This window comes from Mesorhizobium sp. M1066, from assembly GCF_040318635.1.
GTDB lineage: Bacteria > Pseudomonadota > Alphaproteobacteria > Rhizobiales > Rhizobiaceae > Mesorhizobium.
The window spans coordinates 18784-38093 of record NZ_JAMYMR010000008.1; the positions used below are offsets into that span (position 1 = coordinate 18784).

Here is a 19310-nt window from a genome sequence, read left to right on the forward strand (position 1 = left end):
TTCTGCCGCGATGATTCGGGAGATCCAGGCCGTGACGCTGTTTCGTATGGTTGCACTGGCAGCGCTGGTCTTCACCGCCCCGGCGCAGGCCGCCGACATGGCCTTCTTCGTCAAGAACCTGCGCAAGGAATTCGTCGCGGTCGAGCTGTTCAGCCGCGACCGTGAGACGGTCTGGCCGGGCAATGACAAAGTGTTCCTGATCGAACCCGAGTCGCAGAAATCCGTGCCGCTGTCCTGCAATCAGGGCGAACATATCTGCTATGGCGCCTGGGTTGACGGCAATGACAGCCTCTCGGCCGGCGTCGGGCCGGACAATGACCAGCCCTGCGACACCTGCTGCTTCATCTGCGTGGAACATTCCACCGAGACGATCGATCTGGTGCCGTAGAGCGCGGAAGTTTCCGTTGGACCCAAATTAAGTCGGGGATCGGCTCGTCCGGCCCACTTCCGCGATTCAACGCTGCATGCAATGGTCGCCCCACGGCCGGGTGGGCCGCTTGTTCGGGGGTTATCATGTTCCATGCCTATGCGCGCCGCATGCTGGCCGCGCTGTCCTTCGTCATGCTGGTTGCGTCGGCGGCGCAAGCCGACGATGTTACCTTCGCCATCAAGAACAGTCACCCGAACGCCATGCGCGTCGAGCTCTACAGCCAGGATCGCGACTATGTCTGGCCGGGCGAGGACAAGGACTACCTCCTCGACGACGGCGAGACCAAGCAGCTGCCGATATCCTGCAACGCGGGCGAATCGATCTGCTACGGCGCCTGGGTCGATGGCGATGAGGGCACCTATTGGGGCGTCGGTCCAGGCAACACGGAAAAATGCGAGGATTGCTGCTACACCTGCAACGGCGGTGAGACCGAGGAGATCGAGCTGGTCCCCTGACCGGTTTGCCAGCTTGACGGTCTTCGGGCCGGAAGCCATAGCCTGTGCAAATACCCAGCGCGCCGCCTCGAACTGTTCAGACGCGCCGTGCTTCAGGCAAAAGGAGCCCAGCTATGGCCGGCATGGTCGAAAGCGACAAGATCGACGTCGGGTTTTCCGGCAAGCGTTGCATCCATTCGCGCAATTGCGTGCTCGGCGATCCGCATGTCTTCGTGCCCAACGCACCGGGCCAGTGGATCCATCCCGAGGCGGCCAGCGTCGAGAAGATCGTTGCCATCGCCGAAAGCTGCCCGTCGGGCGCCATCACCTACATCAGGAAGGATGGCGGGCCGCAGGAGCAGCCGCCGGTGGTCAACACGGTGCGGCTGCGGGAAAACGGCCCGCTGGCGGTACACGCCGAGATCGTGCTCGACGGCGAGACTTCTTATCGTGCCACGCTCTGCCGCTGCGGCGCTTCGGAAAACAAGCCGTTTTGCGACGGCAGCCACAACAAATCCGGTTTTGCCGCCACCGGCGAGCCGCCGCTGAAGGACACACCGGCGCTCGAGGCGAGGAATGGTCAGCTGAAAGTGACGCCGACCACCAACGGCCCGCTCAAGCTGGAGGGCAATCTCGAGATCGTCACCGGAACCGGCCATACGGTCGACCGTACGCAACGCGCCTTCCTCTGCCGCTGCGGCCATTCCGCCAACAAGCCGTTTTGCGATGGCACGCACAAGAAGGTCGGGTTTGTGGGGTAGCTGAGCGACCGAAGCTGCCAATCTCCCCCCTCGTGGGGGAGATGTCCGGCAGGACAGAGGGGGGCGCCGTAGGGTACTAACGTCAACAGCCACCGAGCATCGCAATGCCTCATACGCCATTGCCGCCAAGACACCGCGCAAACGCCAGATCGATGCGCAGGGTCATGACATCAGCCGAATTGAAGCTTTGGAACGAGCTTCGCGCGCACCGTCTGATGGGGCTTGGCTTCCGCCGACAATTTCCGGTCGCTGGTTACATAGTCGACTTCGCTTGCCCGGACAAGAAACTCGTCGTTGAGGTCGATGGCTCCCAGCATGCGGAGGCACATGTCGTCGCCGGCGATGAAGCACGGACAGCGCGTCTGCAACAGGATGGTTGGACCGTACTGCGCTTCTGGAACGACGACATCATCCGCGACATCGACAATGTCTGCCAGCATATTGTGATTGCTGCCGGGCTTGGAGACGCGTCTTCAACGAATCGGCTGGAGGAGCTGTAGTCGCAGTAGGGTCGGCGGGACAGCGGGGGAGATCGAACACCTCCCTTGGCACAGCGCTCGTGACTTTATCACCAGCCACGCATGGGCTAAGGGCATGGACAAACAAATCCGGACCGCCGCCAAAAATGACCGCCAAGACCAAGCCAAAGCCGCTGTTCCTCGGGATCGACACCGGCGGGACCTATACCGATGCCGTGCTGTGGTCTGAAACGGAAGGCCCGCAAGAAGGCCCGAACAAAGGCAAGGTGCTGGCCAAGGCCAAGGCGCTGACCACCAGGCATGATCTTGCCGTGGGCATTTCCGGCGCCGTCGACGCGGTGCTGCAGAAAGCGGGAACCGATCCGGCTGATATCAAGCTGGTGTCGATGTCGACGACGCTTGCCACCAACGCGCTCGTCGAGGGCCAGGGCGGCCGCGTCGCGCTGGTGATGATCGGCTTTTCCGAGGGCGACCTCGCCCGCGACGGGCTCAAGGCCGCGCTCGGCACCGATCCGGTGGTTTTTTGTCCGGGCGGCCACGACGTCCATGGCAATGCCGCCAAGCTCGATCTGTCCGGACTGGAAGCGGCGCTGCCGGAACTCGGTGCCTCGGTGTCCGGCTTTGCCGTCTGCGCCTACTTCGCCACCCGCAATCCGGCACATGAGATCGCCGCTCGCGAGTTGATCCGCGAGAAGACAGGCCTGCCGGTCACATCGAGCCACGAGCTGTCGGCCAAGCTCGGCGGCCCGCGCCGGGCGCTGACCACTTTGCTCAACGCCAGGCTGATCTCGATGATCGACCGGCTGGTGGCGGCAACCGAAGGTTTTCTCGAGGCGCGCAACATCGCAGCACCGCTGATGGTCGTGCGCGGCGATGGTGCGCTGGTTTCGGCCGCCTTTGCCCGCCAGCGGCCGATCGAGACCATTCTGTCCGGCCCGGCCGCCAGCCTGGTCGGCGCCCGCCACATGACCGGGCTCGACAACGCTGTGGTGTCCGACATCGGCGGCACCACCACCGACGTCGCCGTGCTCGACGGCGGCCGTCCCAGGCTCGATCCGGAAGGCGCCACCGTCGGCGGCTTCCGCACCATGGTCGAGGCCGTCGCCATGCGCACTTTCGGCCTCGGCGGCGATTCCGAAGTGGCGCTGGAAGATGGCGCGCTCAACCCGAAGATCCTGCTTGGGCCGCGCCGCCTGGTGCCGTTGGCGCTGGCCGGCATGGCGCATGGCGCGGCGGTGACCTCAGAGCTGGAGCGTCAGCTGCGCGCCCCCAATCCCGGCCGTATGGACGGCCGTTTCGCGGTGCGCACCGGCGTGCCCGACCGGCTCGCCGCCGGCCTGACCGGCGCCGAAGCCAGGCTTTACGAGGCCATCGGTGCCGTGCCGCTCGCCGTCGACAGGCTTTTGACCTCGAACGCCCAGAACGCGACGCTGAACCGGCTGGTGTCGCGCGGGCTGGTGCATGTCGCCGGCTTCACCCCGTCGGACGCCGCCCATGTGCTCGGCAAGCAGGCGAACTGGGATCCCATCGCCGCGCGCCTCGGTGCCGAACTGTTCGCCCGCAAGCGTGACGGCCGTGGCCAGTTCATCGCCGCTTCGCCGGAAGCGATTTCGGAACGGGTGCTGGTGACGCTGACGCGCTGGTCGGCCGAATATATCCTCGAGACCGCCTTTGCCGAGGATGGGCTCGATGGCGCGTCGACGGTGGCGCACGCCCTGGTGCAGCGCGCGGTCGACGCGCATCCCGGCATCGCCCGGCTGAGCGTGGCGCTCGATCGCCCGGTCATCGGCCTCGGCGCCTCGGCGCCGCTGCATTATGCCGGGCTGCCGCCGCTGATCGGCAATGACTGCGTGGTGCCCAGGGATACCGATGTCGCCAACGCGCTCGGCGCCGTCGTCGGCCAGGTCAGGGTATCGGCCGAGGCGCGGGTCAGCCAGCCCATGGAAGGGCTGTTTCGTCTCGCCTCGGGCGAGACCGTGCGCGATTTCCTCGACGAGGCGACGGCGATCGCGGCGGCCGAGGCCGATGTCCGCGCCATCGTCGCGGAGCGTGCCAGGGATGCCGGCACCGACAGCGCCGAGATCGACGTTGCCACCGAATTCCGGGTCTCGACCGTCGAAGCCCAGCGCATGTTCATCGAGGCGCATGTCGTGGCCGTGGCCTCGGGAAGGCCGCGCATTGCGGTTTGAGCGGGGCGGCGAAATACGCCACCTTCACCCTAAGCTGAATTGACCCGGCAAACCTGACATGCCAAAGGCCCGCAAAGCCTTTCATCTGGAGTAGCCTGATGACCGACCGCATCGAGATCGCCGGATTGCGGATTGCCCGCGAGCTGCATAAGTTCGTGGTCAGGGAAGCGCTGCCGGGCACGGGGATCGAAGCGGACGCCTTCTGGAACGGTTTTTCGGCCATCATCCATGATTTGGCGCCGAAGAACCGGGCGCTGCTGGCAGCGCGTGACGCCATCCAGGAACAGGTAGATGGCTGGTATCGCGATCACGGCGCGCCGGTCGACATGGAGGCCTACAAGGGCTTCCTGAAAGAGATCGGCTATATCGTTCCGGAGGGCCCGGCCTTCAGCGTGTCGACCGACAATGTCGACCCCGAAATCGCTGATGTTGCCGGACCGCAGCTGGTCGTGCCGGTGATGAATGCGCGCTATGCGCTCAACGCCGCCAATGCGCGCTGGGGTTCGCTCTACGATGCGCTCTACGGCACCGATGCCATCCCCGAAACGGATGGCGCCGAAAAGGGCAAAGCCTTCAATCCGGCGCGCGGCGCCAAGGTCGTTGCCTGGACGAAGACCTTCCTCGACGAGGCTGCCCCGCTCACCCTAGGCAAATGGGCCGGGGTCAACGGACTGTCGCTGGCGCAAGGCGCCTTGCGGCTGAGCGCCGGGGCCGGCTCGACGACGCTGGCCAATCCGAAGCAATTCGTCGGCTATCGCGGCGACGCCGCCAATCCCGACGCCGTGCTGCTGGTCAGGAACGGCCTGCACATCGAGATCGTGATCGACCGCAACAACCAGATCGGCCGCACCGATCCGGCAGGCATCGCCGATGTCATCCTGGAATCGGCGCTGACCACCATCCAGGACTGCGAGGATTCGGTCGCGGCGGTGGATGCGCCAGACAAGGTCGTCGTCTACCGCAACTGGCTCGGCCTGATGAAGGGCGATCTGACGGAAGAGATCACCAAGGGCGGCAAGAGTTTTGTCCGCAAGCTCAATCCTGACCGCTCCTACACCGCGCCCGCCGGCGGCACGCTGACCGTGCCCGGCCGCTCGCTGATGCTGGTCAGGAATGTCGGCCACCTCATGACCAATCCGGCGATACTGGATCGCGACGGCAACGAGGTTCCGGAAGGCATCATGGATGCGGCGATGACGGCGCTGATCGCGCTGCACGATGTAGGGCCGAACGGCCGCCGCGCCAATTCCCGCGCCGGTTCGATGTACGTCGTGAAGCCCAAGATGCACGGACCGGAGGAAGTCGCCTTCGCCGTCGAGATATTCGATCGCGTCGAAGCCCTGCTCGGCATGACTGAGAATACCATCAAGATGGGCATCATGGACGAGGAGCGGCGCACCACCGTCAACCTCAAGGAGGCGATCCGCGCCGCAAAAGAGCGCGTGGTGTTCATCAACACCGGCTTCCTCGACCGCACCGGCGACGAGATCCACACCTCGATGGAAGCCGGCCCGATGATCCGCAAGGGCGACATGAAGCAGGCCGCCTGGATTTCCGCCTACGAGGCGTGGAATGTCGACACCGGGCTGGAATGCGGCTTGGCCGGCCACGCCCAGATCGGCAAGGGCATGTGGGCGATGCCCGATCTGATGGCGGCGATGCTGGTCGAGAAGATCGCCCACCCCAAGGCGGGCGCCAACACCGCCTGGGTGCCGTCGCCAACGGCGGCGACGCTGCATGCCACGCACTATCACAAGGTCGATGTCCATGCCGTGCAGGCCGCACTCAAGAACCGGCCCAAGGCAAAGCTCGACGACATCCTGTCGGTGCCGGTCGCGGTGCGGCCGAACTGGTCGCCCGAGGACATCCAGAAGGAACTCGACAACAACGCGCAGGGCATTCTTGGCTATGTCGTGCGCTGGATCGACCAGGGCGTCGGCTGCTCGAAAGTGCCTGACATCAACGATGTCGGCCTGATGGAAGACCGCGCCACGCTGCGTATTTCCTCACAGCACATCGCCAACTGGCTGCACCACGGCGTGTGCAGCGAGGACCAGGTGATGGCGACGATGAAGCGCATGGCTGACATAGTCGACCGCCAGAACGAGGGCGACCCGCTTTACCAGCCGATGGCGGCCGACTTTGACAAGTCGATAGCCTTCCTCGCCGCCTGCGATCTCGTCTTCAAGGGCCGGGTCCAGCCCAACGGCTACACCGAGCCGGTGCTGCACGCGCGGCGGCTGGAACTGAAGGCGAAGCAGGGCTGAGCAGGCACAAACGGCGGATCGGTGGCGTGATTGCCGCCAACGGTCTTGATCGGCCGCGTTTCTCTCAACCGGCGGCGCTGCCGTGAATGGGGCGGCAAGTTTTCGGCCTGCTTCCTCCGGAGGTGAGGCGTCAGGAAGCTGTATGGTCCAGGAGCCGGATGGTGGGATCTCGGCGGTGTTCGGAGTTGACCCTATCGACGCCTTCCACCGTAATCGCGATCGTGCCGTTTTCCACTCTTGCTATCCAGCCCTTCGCTTTCAGATACCAGAGATGAAACTCGAGATGCTCTCGCGGACAGCCTGACAAACGTTCGAGCTCCACATCTCCGATCCCGGGATTGCTGACGTCGTGCCGGCGCTTCGCGTAAAGCAGCGACAGCAGCCTGGCCTGGATCACGACATCCCGCTCGACGCCCTTGGTGCTGCTGGCTTCCTCGGTCAATTCACGGCGAAGGCCGGCATGGTCCTTGTACGCGATGTCGTATTGAGCGCGTTTGACCGGATCCTTGAGCGTATTGTGGGCTTCCACGATTTCGCTGAAGCGGGCTTCATCGCCGGTTTCGCGATTGTCGGGATGATAGCGCATCGCAAAATAGCGAAATATGCGCTCCAGCGTCTCCGAGTTGGCGTTCGGGCTAACTTCCAAAACTTCGTAGTAGTCAATGAACATAGCGGGCTCCCCGACCGCAATCATATTCGCATCATCTAAATAAGGAATGTCCAATGCAGAGACCAAGACTTTGGTCCGGCGTCGATGACGTCCACGCTTCTGGAAGAGGAAAAAAATGGCCGGCGCCCGCTCGGTGGGGGCCGTTGGGTGGTGAGGACGCCGGCCAAGCGGACAATCAGGTCCGCCGCACCGTGGAGATGATCGATTCGCGGAGGCCGGGTTATGGCGTGATCGCGGAAGGCAATTTGGCGAGGTCGGCTTGTCGGGCGGCGAGTGACCTACGCCGCCTGCGCCATCCGCTCCGAGCTCATGCGGTAGGAGATCGCTTCGGCCAGATGGATTCGGCCGACGGTTTCGCTGGCGTCGAGATCTGCGAGTGTCCGTGCCACTTTCAGCACGCGGTGATAGGCGCGCGCCGAAAAGGCGAGCTTTTCGCTGGCGTCCTTGAGCAGCGACAGGCCGGCGGCGTCCGGCATGGCGATCTCCTCGATGACCGAGGGCGCGCAATGCGCGTTGGTGGTGGCGCGGGTGGCGCCGAGCCGCTCGAAACGTTCGCGCTGGATGGTGCGGGCGCGTGCCACACGCAGCGCCACATCGGCACTTTTCTCCGCCCGGTCGGGCCGGATCAAGTCGCTGGCCGACACCGCGGGCACTTCGATCCTGAGATCGATGCGGTCGAGCAGCGGACCCGAAATGCGCGCCTGATAGTCGGTGCGGCAGCGATCGCCGCGCAGGCAGCGATAGCCCGGCTCGCCGGCCATGCCGCAGCGGCACGGGTTCATCGCCGCGACCAGCTGGATGCGTGCCGGATAGGTGACGCGATGGTTGGCGCGCGCGATCATGCAGTCGCCAGTCTCCAGCGGCTGGCGCAGCGCATCGAGCGTCTGCGGCGTGAACTCGGGAAACTCGTCGAGGAACAGCACGCCGTGGTGGGCAAGCGACACCTCACCCGGCCGTGCGCGGATGCCGCCGCCGACCATCGCCGCCATCGAGGCCGAATGGTGCGGGGCGCGGAACGGCCGCCGGTCGGTCAATTTGCCTTCGCCGAGCTCTCCCGCCACCGAGGCGATCATCGAGACTTCGAGCAATTCCTTCGGCGCCAGCGGCGGCAGGATCGACGGCAGCCGCTGCGCCAGCATCGATTTGCCGGATCCAGGCGGTCCGATCATAAGCAGATTATGACCACCGGCGGCGGCGACTTCCAGCGCCCGCTTGGCGGTCTCCTGGCCCTTGATGTCGGCGAGGTCGGGCAAATCCAGCGCCGCGGCGTGGATGCCGGCCTCGGGGCGCGACAGCACCTGCGTGCCACGAAAATGATTGGCGATGGCGATCAGGCTGCGCGGTGCCAGAATGTCGAAATCCTTTCCAGCCCAGGCCGCCTCAGGTCCGCAGGCGAACGGGCAGATCAGGCCCTTGCCCTCGGCATTGGCCGCGATCGCCGCCGGCGACCGCGGCAATCGTGCCGTCGAGCGATAATTCTCCAAGCACGACATAGCCGGCCAGCATGTCGCCCGGAATGGCGCCAAGGGCAGCCATGAGGCCAAGCGCGATCGGCAGGTCGTAGTGGCTGCCTTCCTTCGGCAGGTCGGCCGGCGCCAGATTGACCGTTACTTTCTTCGACGGCATCGACAGGCCGGACGCATGCAGTGCGGCCTGCACCCGCTCGCGGCTTTCAGCCACCGCCTTGTCGCCCAGGCCGACGATGTGCATGTTGACCTTGCCGGGCGCGATCATCACCTGCACGTCGACCGGCACGGCCTCGATGCCCTGGAAAGCGACCGTGCGAACCCGCGCCACCATCGTGCAACCCCAATTCAGGCTGGCCCCCAGCCCTGCGTTCAGGCCAGGAAGGGCCCCTAGGGCAGACAATCACACTTCCACGGTCAAATCAAGAACATTACGGGAACGCATGACCGCCTGGGTTGCAGTCGAATTGAGCGCGGTTGCAAAAACGGAACATGGTTAAGACAAAATTAAAACGGCTTACCCGCGCTTGCCCTCGACCGCGTCCCAGAACAGGCTGGCGATGTCGGCGCCGCCGAAGCGCTTGACCTCGCGCACGCCGGTCGGCGAGGTCACGTTGATCTCGGTCATGTAGTCGCCGATGACGTCGATGCCGACCAGGATGAAGCCGCGCTCCTTCAGTGATGGACCGATGCGGGCGCAGATCTCGCGTTCGCGCGCCGTCAGTTCGGTCTTTTCGGCGCGGCCGCCGACATGCATGTTGGAGCGGGAATCGTGTTCGGCCGGCACCCGGTTGATGGCGCCGACCGGCTCGCCGTCGATCAGGATGATGCGCTTGTCGCCCTTGCGCACGTCCTTGAGATAGCGCTGCACGATATAGGGTTCGCGGAACATCTGGCCGAACATTTCCAGCAGCGAGGCAAGGTTCCGGTCGGCCTCCAGCATGTGGAAGATACCGGCGCCGCCATTGCCGTAGAGCGGCTTGACGATGATGTCGCCGAATTCCTTGCGGAAGGCGGCAACTTCGAGTGGATCCTTGGTGATCAGCGTGTCCGGCATCAGGTCGGCAAATTCGGTGACGAAGATCTTTTCGGGGCTGTTGCGCACCCAGGCCGGGTCGTTGACCACGAGCGTCCCGGGATGGATGCGTTCGAGAATGTGCGTGGTGGTGATGTAGTTCATGTCGAAGGGCGGATCCTGGCGCAGCAGGACGACATCCATTTCCGACAGATCGGTGCGCACCTTCTCGCCCAGCGAATAGTGGCTGCCCTTCTCGTCGCGCACCTGCATCTCCTCGATGCGGGCAAACACCTTGCCGTCGCGCAGCGACAGCCGATCCGGCGTGTAGTGGAACAGCTCATGGCCGCGCCGCTGCGCTTCCAGCGACAGCGCGAACGAGGTGTCGCCGGCGATCGACACGGTGGAGATGTGGTCCATCTGGACGGCGATTTTCAGCTTCATTGCGGGTCTCCGGAGGCTCGGATGGACGACTGTCTTGCCTGTACAGGCTCACTGCCCGTCTGCCAATCGCGACATTCCTAGGATTGGCACCCGACCCCCGAATGCGCTGCTTTCATCGATCCTTCGAAACAGTCGCGATTGCCCGTGGAAAATCGATTTCGCGATACGTTTCCTAAAGGGTTTGCTGCCAGTCTGAAAATAAATTCCGACGTCACAAAACAGGGACACCGATGCAAACTTCGTTTGGCACCGGTCAGGCAAACAGGGAGAGCACGGATCTGGCATTCACCGATCCGTTGACCGGGCTTGGCAACCATCGCCGCTTCTTCGACAAGGTCGATCGCCTGATCAGCGACCGTGCCGACGATCCCGCACCCTTTACCGTCGGCATTCTCGACCTCGACGGCTTCAAGCCGATCAACGATCTGTTCGGCCACAAGGCCGGCGATGACATCCTGATCCAGGTGGCGATGCGGCTGCGCGCCTCGATGGACGGCCATTCCACGGTCTGCCGCATCGGCGCCGACGAATTCGCCTTTCTCTATCCCCTGGTGTTCAGCGAGGATGCAGCGGCCGAAAAGTCCCGCATGCTGATCGAGATCCTGTCGGCGCCCTATGATGTCGGCGAACGCACCGCCAGGCTTTCGGCCTCGGTCGGCTGCTCGCTGTTCTATTCGGGCGACGAGACCACGGAAATCCTCATCAACAAGGCAGAGACGGCGCTCTATCACGCCAAGCGTTCCGGCCGTGGCCGCGTCGTCGTCTACACCCGTGAGATGGAAGAGGCGGCCAAGCGCGTCACCCGCATCGAACAGGCGCTGCGCCGGGCTGTCTCGGCCGGCGAGGTCGAGCCGCATTTCCAGCCCATCGTCGACCTCAACACGCGCCGGACCATCGGCTTCGAGACGCTGGCGCGGTGGACCGACCGCGACCTCGGCTCGGTGCCGCCCACCGTCTTCATCCCCATCGCCGAGGAGCGCGGCATCATCGGCCCGCTGTCGCAGCTGGTGCTGCGCAAGGCGACCGAGGCGGCCCGAAGCTGGCCGAAGGACCTGTTCCTGTCGTTCAACCTGTCGCCCTCGCAGCTCGTCGACCAGAACACCGGCCTGCACATACTGGCGATCCTCGACCGCACCGGCTTCGATCCGCGCCGGCTGGAGATCGAGATCACCGAGACCGGCCTGATGAACGACCCGGCCTCTGCGGCGCAGATTGTCGAGGATCTGCGCCGCGTCGGCATCCGCGTCTCGCTCGACGATTTCGGCACCGGCCAGTCCTCGCTCGGCCGTCTGCGCGAATTCCATTTCGACAAGCTCAAGATCGATCGCGCCTTCGTCTCCTCCATTCTCGACGACCGTCCATCGGAACACATCATCCGCGCCATTCTCGCCATGTGCGAGGGGCTCGGCATGGACGTCGTCGCCGAAGGCATCGAGCAGGAAGCGCAAGCCGACCGCCTCGTCCAGTTCGGCTGTGCCGGCGGGCAAGGCTATCTGTTCGGCAAGCCGGTCGATGCCGACGCCACGCTCGGCTATCTCCGTGATTCCTTCCGCGGCGCCCTGCGCGCCAAGGCGATCTGACCGGCGATCTCGAAGCGGTTTGCGATCCTGGTGACTTCACCTCGGGTGTCCAGCGCGGCGTATTGTCGTTTTGTCTGACATAAGCCCTGAAATCCGGCGGTTCGCCCTTGCCCGCGCGCCTTGCGTGGCTAGGATGCGCGCCGATCACGACTACAGCGCCGCGCGTCCTCTTGGACGCGCAAAGGACGCTGTAGCAATTTACATTTTGCGCATGATCCCTTTCCGAAAATCGATCCGATTTTCGGGGTCATGCGCTGGGAGACAGGAACGATGATGCCATCGGCGCATTTTGCCGACCTCGAAGGAGCCTCGGTGCTGATCACCGGCGGCGGCTCCGGAATAGGTGCTGCACTGACCGAGGGTTTTGTGCGCCAGGGCGCCAATGTCGCCTTCATCGACATCGCCGACGGTCCGAGCACTGCCCTTGCCGACCGCATCGAGAAAGAATTCGGCCGCCGGCCTCTCTATCTCAAGACCGATTTGCGCGACGTCGAGGCCCTGCGGGCGTCGGCAGCCAGGGCGGCCGAGGCGCATGGCGATGTCACCGTGCTGGTCAACAATGCGGCCTGGGATGAACGCCACGCCGTCGAGGATGTGACGGTCGAGTTCTGGGACAACAACCAAGCCATCAATCTGCGGCCGCATTTCTTCACCGCGCAGGCGGTGGCGCCGGGCATGAAGCGGGCGGGCGGCGGCTCGATCATCAACTTCACCTCGACATCGTATCTCATCAATCACCCTGACATGCCATCCTACACGGCCGCCAAGGCCGGTATCCTCGGCCTGACCAAGGGGCTGGCCGGCAAGCTCGGTGTCGACGGCATCCGCGTCAACGCCATTGCGCCTGGCTGGGTGATCACCGAGCGGCAGAAGGAGCTCTGGGTGACCGAACAGGGGCTTGCCGCCCATGTCGCCAAGCAGTGCATCAAACAGGTGATGCAGCCCGACGACATCGTCGGCACCGTGCTGTTCCTCGCATCGGACGCCTCGCGCATGCTGACCGCGCAGATGCTGATCGTCGATGGAGGCTTCCTGTGAGCCCAGCCGGCAACGCACCGGCGGTCGCCGCCGTCGACTGGGGCACGACCCGCATGCGGGTCTGGCTGATCGACGGGCAAGGCAAGGTGCTTGCCGAACGCCGTGGCGATGATGGCCTGATCACCGCCCAGCAAAAGGGCTTTTCGACCATCCTCGAAGGGCACCTGGCGGCGATGGGAGCACCAGCGGCGCTGCCCGTCATCATCTGCGGCATGGCCGGATCCCGCCAGGGCTGGCTGGAAGCGCCCTATGTCACCGTGCCGGCGCCGCTTAGCGCCATTCTTGCTGGTGCCGCCAGCGTGCCCGGCCAGAGCCGCGACATCCGCATCGTTCCGGGTCTTGCCCAGCGGCTGACCGATGCGCCCGACGTCATGCGCGGCGAGGAAACCCAGCTCGCCGGCGCCGGCCTGCCGCCCAAGGGGCGCCAACTGGTCTGCATGCCCGGCACCCATTCGAAATGGGTGCTGGTCGAGGACGGTACTGTCACCGGCTTCGGCACCTGGCCGACCGGCGAGCTGTTTTCCGTGCTTGCCGCGCATTCGATCCTGCGCCATTCGCTCGGCGAACATCCGAAACCCGTTACATCGGACAATCCGTTCTTCCGCCGCTGGTGCGAAACCGCATTGGCTGATGGCGGCGATGTCACCTCGCGGCTGTTTTCCATTCGCGCCGCCGGCCTGCTGCAGGATTTGAAAGCCGACGATGCCGCCGCCTGCCTGTCCGGCCTTCTGATCGGCGGCGAGATCGCCTCCGCCAGCCGCCGGCATGGCGCTGGCACGGAACCCGTGGTGCTGATTGCGTCCGGCGCGCTCGCCGCGCTCTACCGGGCCGCACTTGGTTCTGCCGGGCTTAAGGTCCGGACCGTCGACGCCGACGAAGCGGTGCGTGCCGGTCTCGTCGAGGCGGCGCGTGAGAACGGCATGATCGCCAGAATTGGAGCAGCCCGATGAGCCAGACCGCACCGTTTCCAAAACTCAAGCGCGGGCTGGTCGCCATCCTTCGCGGGCTCAAGCCCACCGAGGCGATGGCCATGGGCCAGGCGCTGTTCGACGCCGGCATCGAGGCGATCGAAGTGCCGCTGAACTCACCGCAACCGTTCTCGTCGATCGCCCGCATCGTCCAAGTGCTGCCGAAAACGGCACTGGTCGGTGCCGGCACGGTGCTGACGCCGGCCGATGTCGATGGCTTGCACCAGGCCGGAGGGCGGCTGCTGGTCAGTCCCAACATCGATGCCGAGGTCATGGCGCGCGCCATGCATTACGGCATGGTGACGATGCCCGGCGTGTTCACGCCGACCGAAGCCTTGCTGGCGATCAAGCTCGGCGCCTCAGCCCTGAAATTTTTCCCGGCGAGCGTGCTGGGTGCCGGCGGCATTTCAGCGATGCGCGCTGTGTTGCCGGCGCAGACGCTGGTCGGTGCCGTCGGCGGCGTCTCCGAAAAAGATTTTGCCGGCTACAAGGCGGCCGGCGTTACCGCCTTTGGACTGGGATCCAGCCTGTTCAAGCCGGGCATGAGCGTCGACGAGGTGGCCGCGCGGGCCGAGGCGGCGGTGACAGCCTGGGATGCGGCGTTCGGAGAAGCAGGATGAGCGAAGCGATCGTTTCGGTTTTTTCCGACCACGTCTGCCAGCTCGGCGAAGGGCCGAGCTACGATCCCGCCACCGATACGCTGTATTGGTTCGACATCGTCAACAGCCAGCTCCTGGAAAAGCGGCTGTCCGGCGGCGCGACCACCGTCCATGAGCTTGGCCAAATGGCGAGCGCCATCGCCGTCATCGACGACAAGCGCCAGCTTATCGCCGCCGAGACCGGCCTTTATGTGCGCGACGTCGCGACCGGCAAACTGACGCTGCACACGCCTGTCGAGGCCGGCAATCCGGTTACGCGCTCCAACGATTCCCGGGTCCACCCCTGCGGCGCCTTGTGGATGGGCACCATGGGCAAGGGCGAGGAAAAGGGTGCGGGTTCGATCTACTGGTTTTTCAGAGGCGAACTGCGCCGGCTGTTTTCGGACATCACCGTCTCCAATTCGATCTGTTTTGCCGAGGATGGCGCAATCGCCTACTACACCGACACCTCGACCGGGCTGCTGATGCGCGTCGCCTGCGACCCGGCGACCGGCCTGCCTGCCGGTGAGCCAAAGCTGTTCGTCGATCACCGCTCGGCCAAGGGCTATATTGACGGATCCGTGCTCGACCGCGACGGCATCCTGTGGAACGCCGTCTGGGGCGGCAGCGTCATCGAAGCCTACGGACCCGACGGCAAGCTCGTCCGCACGGTCGCCATGCCGGTGACGCAACCGTCCTGCCCGGCCTTTGTCGGCGCCAAGGCCGACCGGCTGGCGGTCACCTCCGCCTGGTCGGGCAAGGATGAGAAGCAGCGTCTGCTGGATCTGCAGGGCGGCATGACCTTTCTGCTCGACATTCCCGTCAACGGCCGCTTCGAGCCGCGCGTGCTGATCGCCTGAGCGAACTGGATTCTGCGGTTGGACGGTGCGTTGTCACGCAACCGCCCGCGCCATGTCGGTTTCACGAGAGCCTGACGCCTTGACCATGCGATGGTAGGCAATCCTACTGCCGGGGATCGTCATCTCATGCCCAGCCGCAAGCCGAAACTGATCCTCGTCCATGAGCCGGAAAAGGCCTGCCTGGACCGTCTGGTCGCCGACGGTCATGCACCGCAGCGCGCCGCGGAAATCGCGTCCTATCTGGCGCAGTCGACCGACCTCGCCCCCGAATTCGACATGCTTGGCCGTGCCTGCCGGGCACGCGGCCTGTCGTTCACGCCGGTGGCGCTGGACGACGCCGCGAGCGTGCTCGCCGGCGAGCATCCCAGCACAACGCTGGTCTGGACGCTGACCGACGGCATTGCCTATTTCCGGGGCGGCGCGGCGCCCGCTTTGGCGCGACTGGGCGGTTTCAAGACGGTCGGCGCCGACGATGCGCTGTTCGCGCTCTGCCAGGACAAGTTCCGCTCCGGCGCCGTGCTCGGCGCACTCGGCCTGCCGGTGCCGCAGGCCGGGCTCGCGCGCGACGGCCAATGGCTGGTCGAGCCGCCGGCCTCGCCCGCCGGCTGGTTCGTCAAGCCCAACCGGCTCGGCGCCAAGATCGGCATCTGGCCGGATTCGCGCTGCAGCGACCTCGGCCACGCACTCGAGCTCAGCCGGCGTGTGTTCGCCGCCTATCGCGACGATGTCGTCGTCCAACCCTATGTCGCCGGCCGCAACGTGCGCGCCAGTTTCCTCGGCCTGGTGCCGGGCGCCGGCGTCGAAGCGCTTGGCGTGGCCTTTGTCGATTCGGGCGCCGATTTCCAGACCATGGCGGACAGCCTGGCGCTCTACGGCGACACCGGCGAGGCAGCGAAGGCGGAGGGACATTACGCCGAACCGGAGCTCGTTGCGGTTGCCGACAGCCAGCCGGCCGCCGACGCCACGATACGTGCGATCGCCGGGCGGCTGATGAGCGGGCTCGGCCTGCGCGATGTGTTTTCCATCGATCTCAGGGTCGAGGCCGACGACACCGTCCACCTCATCGAGTTCGAGGTTTGCCCCGGCCTGCCCTGCTTCGATTTTCGCGCCTATTGCCGCCAGCAATGGGGCCTCGATCTGGCCGACGCCATGGCCGAAACTGCGGCCAGCCGGCTGACCGGTGTCGACCGATAGCTGTGCGCCTTGTGTCGGCGGGCTAACCAGCAGACGCTACCCGCCAGGCATTCGCTCGGCCGCCTGCAAGGACGGATCCATCTTGTCCCAGGCATGGCCGTGGCTCGTGTAGGTCACCATCTGCGGGCTGAACTGTTCCGGATCGTCGAGGCTGGCCGCGTGGACCGCTATGAATTCCGGCATGGCGACGGATATCAAAAAGACCGGCGTTCCGCAGGTTGGACAGAAGGTGTGGATTTTTTCATTGCCGCTGGCGCCCGCCACGCGCCAGGTGCTCACCTCCCCGGTAATTGCCATATCGGTGCGCTGGCCGAAGGTCAGGTAGGATCCGTGGCCGGTGCCTGAGCGCTTCTGGCAATCGCTGCACTGGCAGTGGTTCTGGAAGATCGGCTCGTCATTGGTTTCGTAACGGATCGCGCCGCATGCGCAGCCGCCGGTATAGCGCTTGGTCATCGTTATTCTCCCGCGGCGATCAGGGCTGATTTCGGCTTGGCGAAAATGTCGATGCCGCTGCCGGTTTCGAGGAAGGATTTCATGCTCGACAGCACCGCCGGCCAGCCCTGGCTGACGCCTTTCGCCATGCCGCTGCCGGCTTCGAGTTCGTCATGGCTGACGGTCAGCCGCACCATGGTGTCGTATTCCTCGATGGCGAACGTCACCCGGCTCGTTTTTGACGGATCGTCGGCCTGCGAAGCGTTCGCCCAGGTGATGACGAGGCGGGTCGGCGGCGAAACCTCGACGACATTGCCGACGAGTTCGACGGTCCGTTCGTCATTGGCGCGGATATGCTCCCATTTCGAGCCCGGCGTCCATTCGGAGACGTTCTCGTGACCCCAGTAGCGCTTTGCGACATCGGGCTTGATTATGGCCTCGAACACCTTCTGCGGCGTCGAGCGGATATAGGTCACGTAGACAAAGCTGGTCGTTTCCCTGGTCATTGGTCTTCTCCTTCGAGTTCTTGCTTCAGGTCGTGCAGCAGGCTGAGCCGCTGCCGTTCGAATTTCCGTACCCAGCGCTCGTAGACTTCGTGCAAGGGCACGGGATTGATGAAATGCAGCTTTTCGCGGCCGCGCTTGACCGTGCTCACCAGATTGGCCGCCTCCAGCAGATCGAGGTGCTGGGTGGCGGATTGCCTGGCCATGTCCAGGTTTTCGCAAAGCTGACCGAGCGTCTGCCCGTTCTGCTCGCACAGAAGGTCAAGCAGCCTTCTGCGTGTCGGGTCGCCCAGCGCTTTGAAAACCTTGTCGGCGTCCATCTGCCTCACTCTGTTGTAAGGCATAATATGCAGGTAAATACCTGCATGTCAACCTACAGTTCGCCCCGCATCGCAAGACTGGATGCGGCTATTCGGACTCGGACGTTGATTGCGCGATGGGCCGCCCCGGCCATGTACCTGATGTCGGAGCCCTGCTTAGCGGCGCCAAACTGCGGACGTAAACCTGCAGGATTTCGTCTGAAGTCCTGCTACTAGCGCTGCAGCAGGGATTTGACAGGATGCCTATCGACGGCCGAGATTTCATCGTTCGTTGGTGGACCATCCTAAGCGTTCGAGATTGGCCGAAGCCTCCCAACTTCGTCATCCTAGGGCGAAGCAGGAGCGAAGCTCCGTCGCGGAGACTCTGGGATCCATGCCGCGACCTTGGCCGAAGAATGCAGCGGAGCAGAATTCTACACCGCTGCAACGCTTTGAAGTCGCGGCATGGATCCTCGGGTCTGCGCTGCGTCGCTACGCTCCTTGCTTCGCCCGTGGATGACGAAGGCGCTGGGCGTTTGCGGCAATCGCCAAGGTATGCCGTCCGTCACACCCGCGATTCGTCAAAACTGCTCGAGGCGGATTTTAGGCGCCCTCGACCAGAACGATCTCGCCGTCGGCGACCTTCTGACGGATGGCGACGGCGCGCTGGTATTCCGGCGAATGGTAGCAATCATGCGCGGCGGCGAGCGATTCGAACTCTATGATGACATTGCGTGCCCGGCCGGGGCCTTCGGCCTTTTCATGCTCTCCGCCGCGCGCCAGGAACTTCGCGCCGAAGCGATCGAAGGCAGGCTTGGCGGCGGCGACGTAGTCCTTGTAGCCTTCCGCGTCGCGCACATCGACACGGGCGATCCAGTATCCCTTGGGCATTTTCTTGGTCTCCGAACTTGTTCTTGGAAATCTCAGGCCGAGCGCATCTCGTCGAGGATGGCTTCGGCCGCTTCCCGTTTGTTGGCCGCAGCAATGATAGGCCTGCCGACGACGAGGTGGCTGGCGCCGTTGCGGATCGCCTGGCCCGGCGTCACCACGCGCTTCTGGTCGCCATGATCGCTGCCCGCCGGCCGGATGCCGGGCGTCACCACCGCCATGTCGGGGCCGACGATGCGGCGCACCGCTTCGGCTTCCGCGGCCGAGCAGACGATGCCCCCCATGCCGGCATGCAGCGCCTGTTCCGAGCGCCGGAGCACCAGCGTATGCGGGTCGTACTCATAGCCGACGTCGATCATGTCCTGCTCGTCCATCGAGGTCAGCACGCTTACGGCAAGCAGGCAAAGGTCGCTGCCTCTGGCCGCCTCTACGGCGGCCTGCATAGCCTTGGGATAGGCGTGGATGGTCAGCATGGTCATGCCCATCTTGACGATGTTCTCGACGCCCTTGGCCACCGTGTGGTCGATGTCGAGCAGCTTCATGTCGAGGAAAACCTTGGTGCCGCCGCAGGCCAGTTCCCTGGCGAAATCGAGCCCGCCGGCGAAGGCAAGCTGGTAGCCGATCTTGTAGAAGGAGACGACGCCGTCGAGTTCGCGCACCGCCTGCTCGGCCTCCCTCACGGTCGGGACATCGAGGCCGACTATCAGTCTTTCCTGCATGGATCGTGCCTGTATGGATTGTGCCTGCATCGTCGT

At 64.6% G+C, this 19310-nt stretch carries 19 protein-coding genes and 1 pseudogene; 12 read left to right on the forward strand and 8 right to left on the reverse strand.

The genetic code is table 11. The features are described 5' to 3' along the window. The first annotated feature begins 31 nt into the window (after positions 1-31). The 6 genes from NKH52_RS13590 (at position 32) to NKH52_RS13615 (ending at position 6560) form a co-directional block, all read left to right on the forward strand. Positions 32-388, forward strand: a complete 357-nt coding sequence (locus NKH52_RS13590) for a hypothetical protein (RefSeq protein ID WP_352730201.1) — start codon at positions 32-34, stop codon at positions 386-388. Positions 389-513: 125 nt separating this feature from the next. Continuing rightward, positions 514-885, forward strand: a complete 372-nt coding sequence (locus tag NKH52_RS13595; protein WP_352730203.1) for a hypothetical protein — start codon at positions 514-516, stop codon at positions 883-885. Between the two features lie 113 nt (positions 886-998). After that, positions 999-1625, forward strand: a complete 627-nt coding sequence (locus tag NKH52_RS13600; RefSeq protein WP_352730205.1) for a CDGSH iron-sulfur domain-containing protein — start codon at positions 999-1001, stop codon at positions 1623-1625. A 104-nt stretch (positions 1626-1729) separates the two neighbouring features. Next, positions 1730-2125 (forward strand): endonuclease domain-containing protein, encoded by a 396-nt coding sequence (locus tag NKH52_RS13605; protein WP_352730207.1) that lies wholly within the window; start codon positions 1730-1732, stop codon positions 2123-2125. A gap of 125 nt (positions 2126-2250) precedes the next feature. Beyond that, a complete protein-coding gene (locus tag NKH52_RS13610; RefSeq protein ID WP_352730209.1) occupies positions 2251-4293 on the forward strand; it encodes a hydantoinase/oxoprolinase N-terminal domain-containing protein in 2043 nt (680 codons plus the stop codon). Positions 4294-4391: 98 nt separating this feature from the next. After that, positions 4392-6560, forward strand: coding sequence for a malate synthase G (locus tag NKH52_RS13615; RefSeq protein ID WP_352730211.1), 2169 nt, complete (start codon positions 4392-4394; stop codon positions 6558-6560). Between the two features lie 130 nt (positions 6561-6690). On the opposite strand, the gene NKH52_RS13620 is transcribed toward NKH52_RS13615, so the two are convergent. The 3 genes and pseudogenes from NKH52_RS13620 to gshB form a co-directional block, all read right to left on the reverse strand. Then, positions 6691-7230 carry a DnaJ domain-containing protein gene (locus tag NKH52_RS13620; protein WP_127296986.1) on the reverse strand — a complete coding sequence of 180 codons (540 nt, stop codon included), beginning with the start codon at positions 7228-7230 and terminating at the stop codon, positions 6691-6693. A gap of 278 nt (positions 7231-7508) precedes the next feature. After that, positions 7509-9030 (reverse strand): annotated as a pseudogene (locus tag NKH52_RS13625) (YifB family Mg chelatase-like AAA ATPase). 183 nt (positions 9031-9213) lie between these two features. Next, positions 9214-10155, reverse strand: coding sequence for a glutathione synthase (gshB, locus tag NKH52_RS13630; RefSeq protein WP_352730213.1), 942 nt, complete (start codon positions 10153-10155; stop codon positions 9214-9216). Positions 10156-10385: 230 nt separating this feature from the next. On the opposite strand from gshB, the gene NKH52_RS13635 reads away from it, so the two are divergent. The 6 genes from NKH52_RS13635 (at position 10386) to NKH52_RS13660 (ending at position 16433) form a co-directional block, all read left to right on the forward strand. Continuing rightward, positions 10386-11735, forward strand: a complete 1350-nt coding sequence (locus tag NKH52_RS13635) for a putative bifunctional diguanylate cyclase/phosphodiesterase (protein ID WP_109667529.1) — start codon at positions 10386-10388, stop codon at positions 11733-11735. Between the two features lie 270 nt (positions 11736-12005). After that, on the forward strand, positions 12006-12773 hold the full coding sequence (locus NKH52_RS13640; protein WP_352730216.1) for an SDR family NAD(P)-dependent oxidoreductase: 768 nt from the start codon (positions 12006-12008) through the stop codon (positions 12771-12773). Then, positions 12770-13723: a 2-dehydro-3-deoxygalactonokinase gene (locus NKH52_RS13645; RefSeq protein ID WP_128305154.1), complete on the forward strand. Its 954-nt coding sequence runs from the start codon at positions 12770-12772 to the stop codon at positions 13721-13723. Before NKH52_RS13640 ends, NKH52_RS13645 begins: the two co-directional genes overlap by 4 nt. Continuing rightward, complete coding sequence (locus NKH52_RS13650; RefSeq protein ID WP_128305153.1) at positions 13720-14361, forward strand: 2-dehydro-3-deoxy-6-phosphogalactonate aldolase; 642 nt, start codon at positions 13720-13722, stop codon at positions 14359-14361. Before NKH52_RS13645 ends, NKH52_RS13650 begins: the two co-directional genes overlap by 4 nt. Continuing rightward, on the forward strand, positions 14358-15239 hold the full coding sequence (locus tag NKH52_RS13655) for an SMP-30/gluconolactonase/LRE family protein (protein ID WP_352730218.1): 882 nt from the start codon (positions 14358-14360) through the stop codon (positions 15237-15239). Before NKH52_RS13650 ends, NKH52_RS13655 begins: the two co-directional genes overlap by 4 nt. A gap of 126 nt (positions 15240-15365) precedes the next feature. Next, complete coding sequence (locus tag NKH52_RS13660; protein ID WP_352730220.1) at positions 15366-16433, forward strand: D-alanine--D-alanine ligase family protein; 1068 nt, start codon at positions 15366-15368, stop codon at positions 16431-16433. Positions 16434-16469: 36 nt separating this feature from the next. Here NKH52_RS13660 and NKH52_RS13665 read toward each other — a convergent pair whose 3' ends face one another. From NKH52_RS13665 to pyrF, 5 genes are all read right to left on the reverse strand, one after another. Further along, a complete protein-coding gene (locus NKH52_RS13665; RefSeq protein ID WP_128305150.1) occupies positions 16470-16886 on the reverse strand; it encodes a GFA family protein in 417 nt (138 codons plus the stop codon). 2 nt (positions 16887-16888) lie between these two features. Next, complete coding sequence (locus NKH52_RS13670; protein WP_128305149.1) at positions 16889-17371, reverse strand: SRPBCC family protein; 483 nt, start codon at positions 17369-17371, stop codon at positions 16889-16891. Beyond that, on the reverse strand, positions 17368-17688 hold the full coding sequence (locus NKH52_RS13675) for an ArsR/SmtB family transcription factor (protein WP_056592605.1): 321 nt from the start codon (positions 17686-17688) through the stop codon (positions 17368-17370). Before NKH52_RS13675 ends, NKH52_RS13670 begins: the two co-directional genes overlap by 4 nt. A 582-nt stretch (positions 17689-18270) precedes the next feature. Beyond that, the gene (locus NKH52_RS13680; RefSeq protein WP_352730222.1) at positions 18271-18558 is read right to left on the reverse strand and encodes a DUF1330 domain-containing protein; all 288 of its coding nucleotides are present in this window, start codon (positions 18556-18558) and stop codon (positions 18271-18273) included. A gap of 32 nt (positions 18559-18590) precedes the next feature. After that, the gene (pyrF, locus tag NKH52_RS13685; RefSeq protein ID WP_352730512.1) at positions 18591-19304 is read right to left on the reverse strand and encodes an orotidine-5'-phosphate decarboxylase; all 714 of its coding nucleotides are present in this window, start codon (positions 19302-19304) and stop codon (positions 18591-18593) included. Positions 19305-19310 lie beyond the last annotated feature (6 nt).

Excerpts from the sequence above, each read along its gene's own strand:
- NKH52_RS13670 (WP_128305149.1), bottom strand. The coding sequence starts at position 17,371 with ATGACCAGGGAAACGACCAGCTTTGTCTACGTGACCTATATCCGCTCG.
- NKH52_RS13650 (WP_128305153.1), top strand. The coding sequence starts at position 13,720 with ATGAGCCAGACCGCACCGTTTCCAAAACTCAAGCGCGGGCTGGTCGCC.
- NKH52_RS13615 (WP_352730211.1), top strand. The coding sequence starts at position 4,392 with ATGACCGACCGCATCGAGATCGCCGGATTGCGGATTGCCCGCGAGCTG.
- NKH52_RS13680 (WP_352730222.1), bottom strand. The coding sequence starts at position 18,558 with ATGCCCAAGGGATACTGGATCGCCCGTGTCGATGTGCGCGACGCGGAA.
- NKH52_RS13600 (WP_352730205.1), top strand. The coding sequence starts at position 999 with ATGGCCGGCATGGTCGAAAGCGACAAGATCGACGTCGGGTTTTCCGGC.
- NKH52_RS13665 (WP_128305150.1), bottom strand. The coding sequence starts at position 16,886 with ATGACCAAGCGCTATACCGGCGGCTGCGCATGCGGCGCGATCCGTTAC.
- NKH52_RS13605 (WP_352730207.1), top strand. The coding sequence starts at position 1,730 with ATGCCTCATACGCCATTGCCGCCAAGACACCGCGCAAACGCCAGATCG.
- gshB (WP_352730213.1), bottom strand. The coding sequence starts at position 10,155 with ATGAAGCTGAAAATCGCCGTCCAGATGGACCACATCTCCACCGTGTCG.
- NKH52_RS13610 (WP_352730209.1), top strand. The coding sequence starts at position 2,251 with ATGACCGCCAAGACCAAGCCAAAGCCGCTGTTCCTCGGGATCGACACC.
- NKH52_RS13635 (WP_109667529.1), top strand. The coding sequence starts at position 10,386 with ATGCAAACTTCGTTTGGCACCGGTCAGGCAAACAGGGAGAGCACGGAT.
- NKH52_RS13595 (WP_352730203.1), top strand. The coding sequence starts at position 514 with ATGTTCCATGCCTATGCGCGCCGCATGCTGGCCGCGCTGTCCTTCGTC.
- NKH52_RS13660 (WP_352730220.1), top strand. The coding sequence starts at position 15,366 with ATGCCCAGCCGCAAGCCGAAACTGATCCTCGTCCATGAGCCGGAAAAG.
- NKH52_RS13675 (WP_056592605.1), bottom strand. The coding sequence starts at position 17,688 with ATGGACGCCGACAAGGTTTTCAAAGCGCTGGGCGACCCGACACGCAGA.
- NKH52_RS13640 (WP_352730216.1), top strand. The coding sequence starts at position 12,006 with ATGATGCCATCGGCGCATTTTGCCGACCTCGAAGGAGCCTCGGTGCTG.
- pyrF (WP_352730512.1), bottom strand. The coding sequence starts at position 19,304 with ATGCAGGCACAATCCATACAGGCACGATCCATGCAGGAAAGACTGATA.
- NKH52_RS13655 (WP_352730218.1), top strand. The coding sequence starts at position 14,358 with ATGAGCGAAGCGATCGTTTCGGTTTTTTCCGACCACGTCTGCCAGCTC.
- NKH52_RS13620 (WP_127296986.1), bottom strand. The coding sequence starts at position 7,230 with ATGTTCATTGACTACTACGAAGTTTTGGAAGTTAGCCCGAACGCCAAC.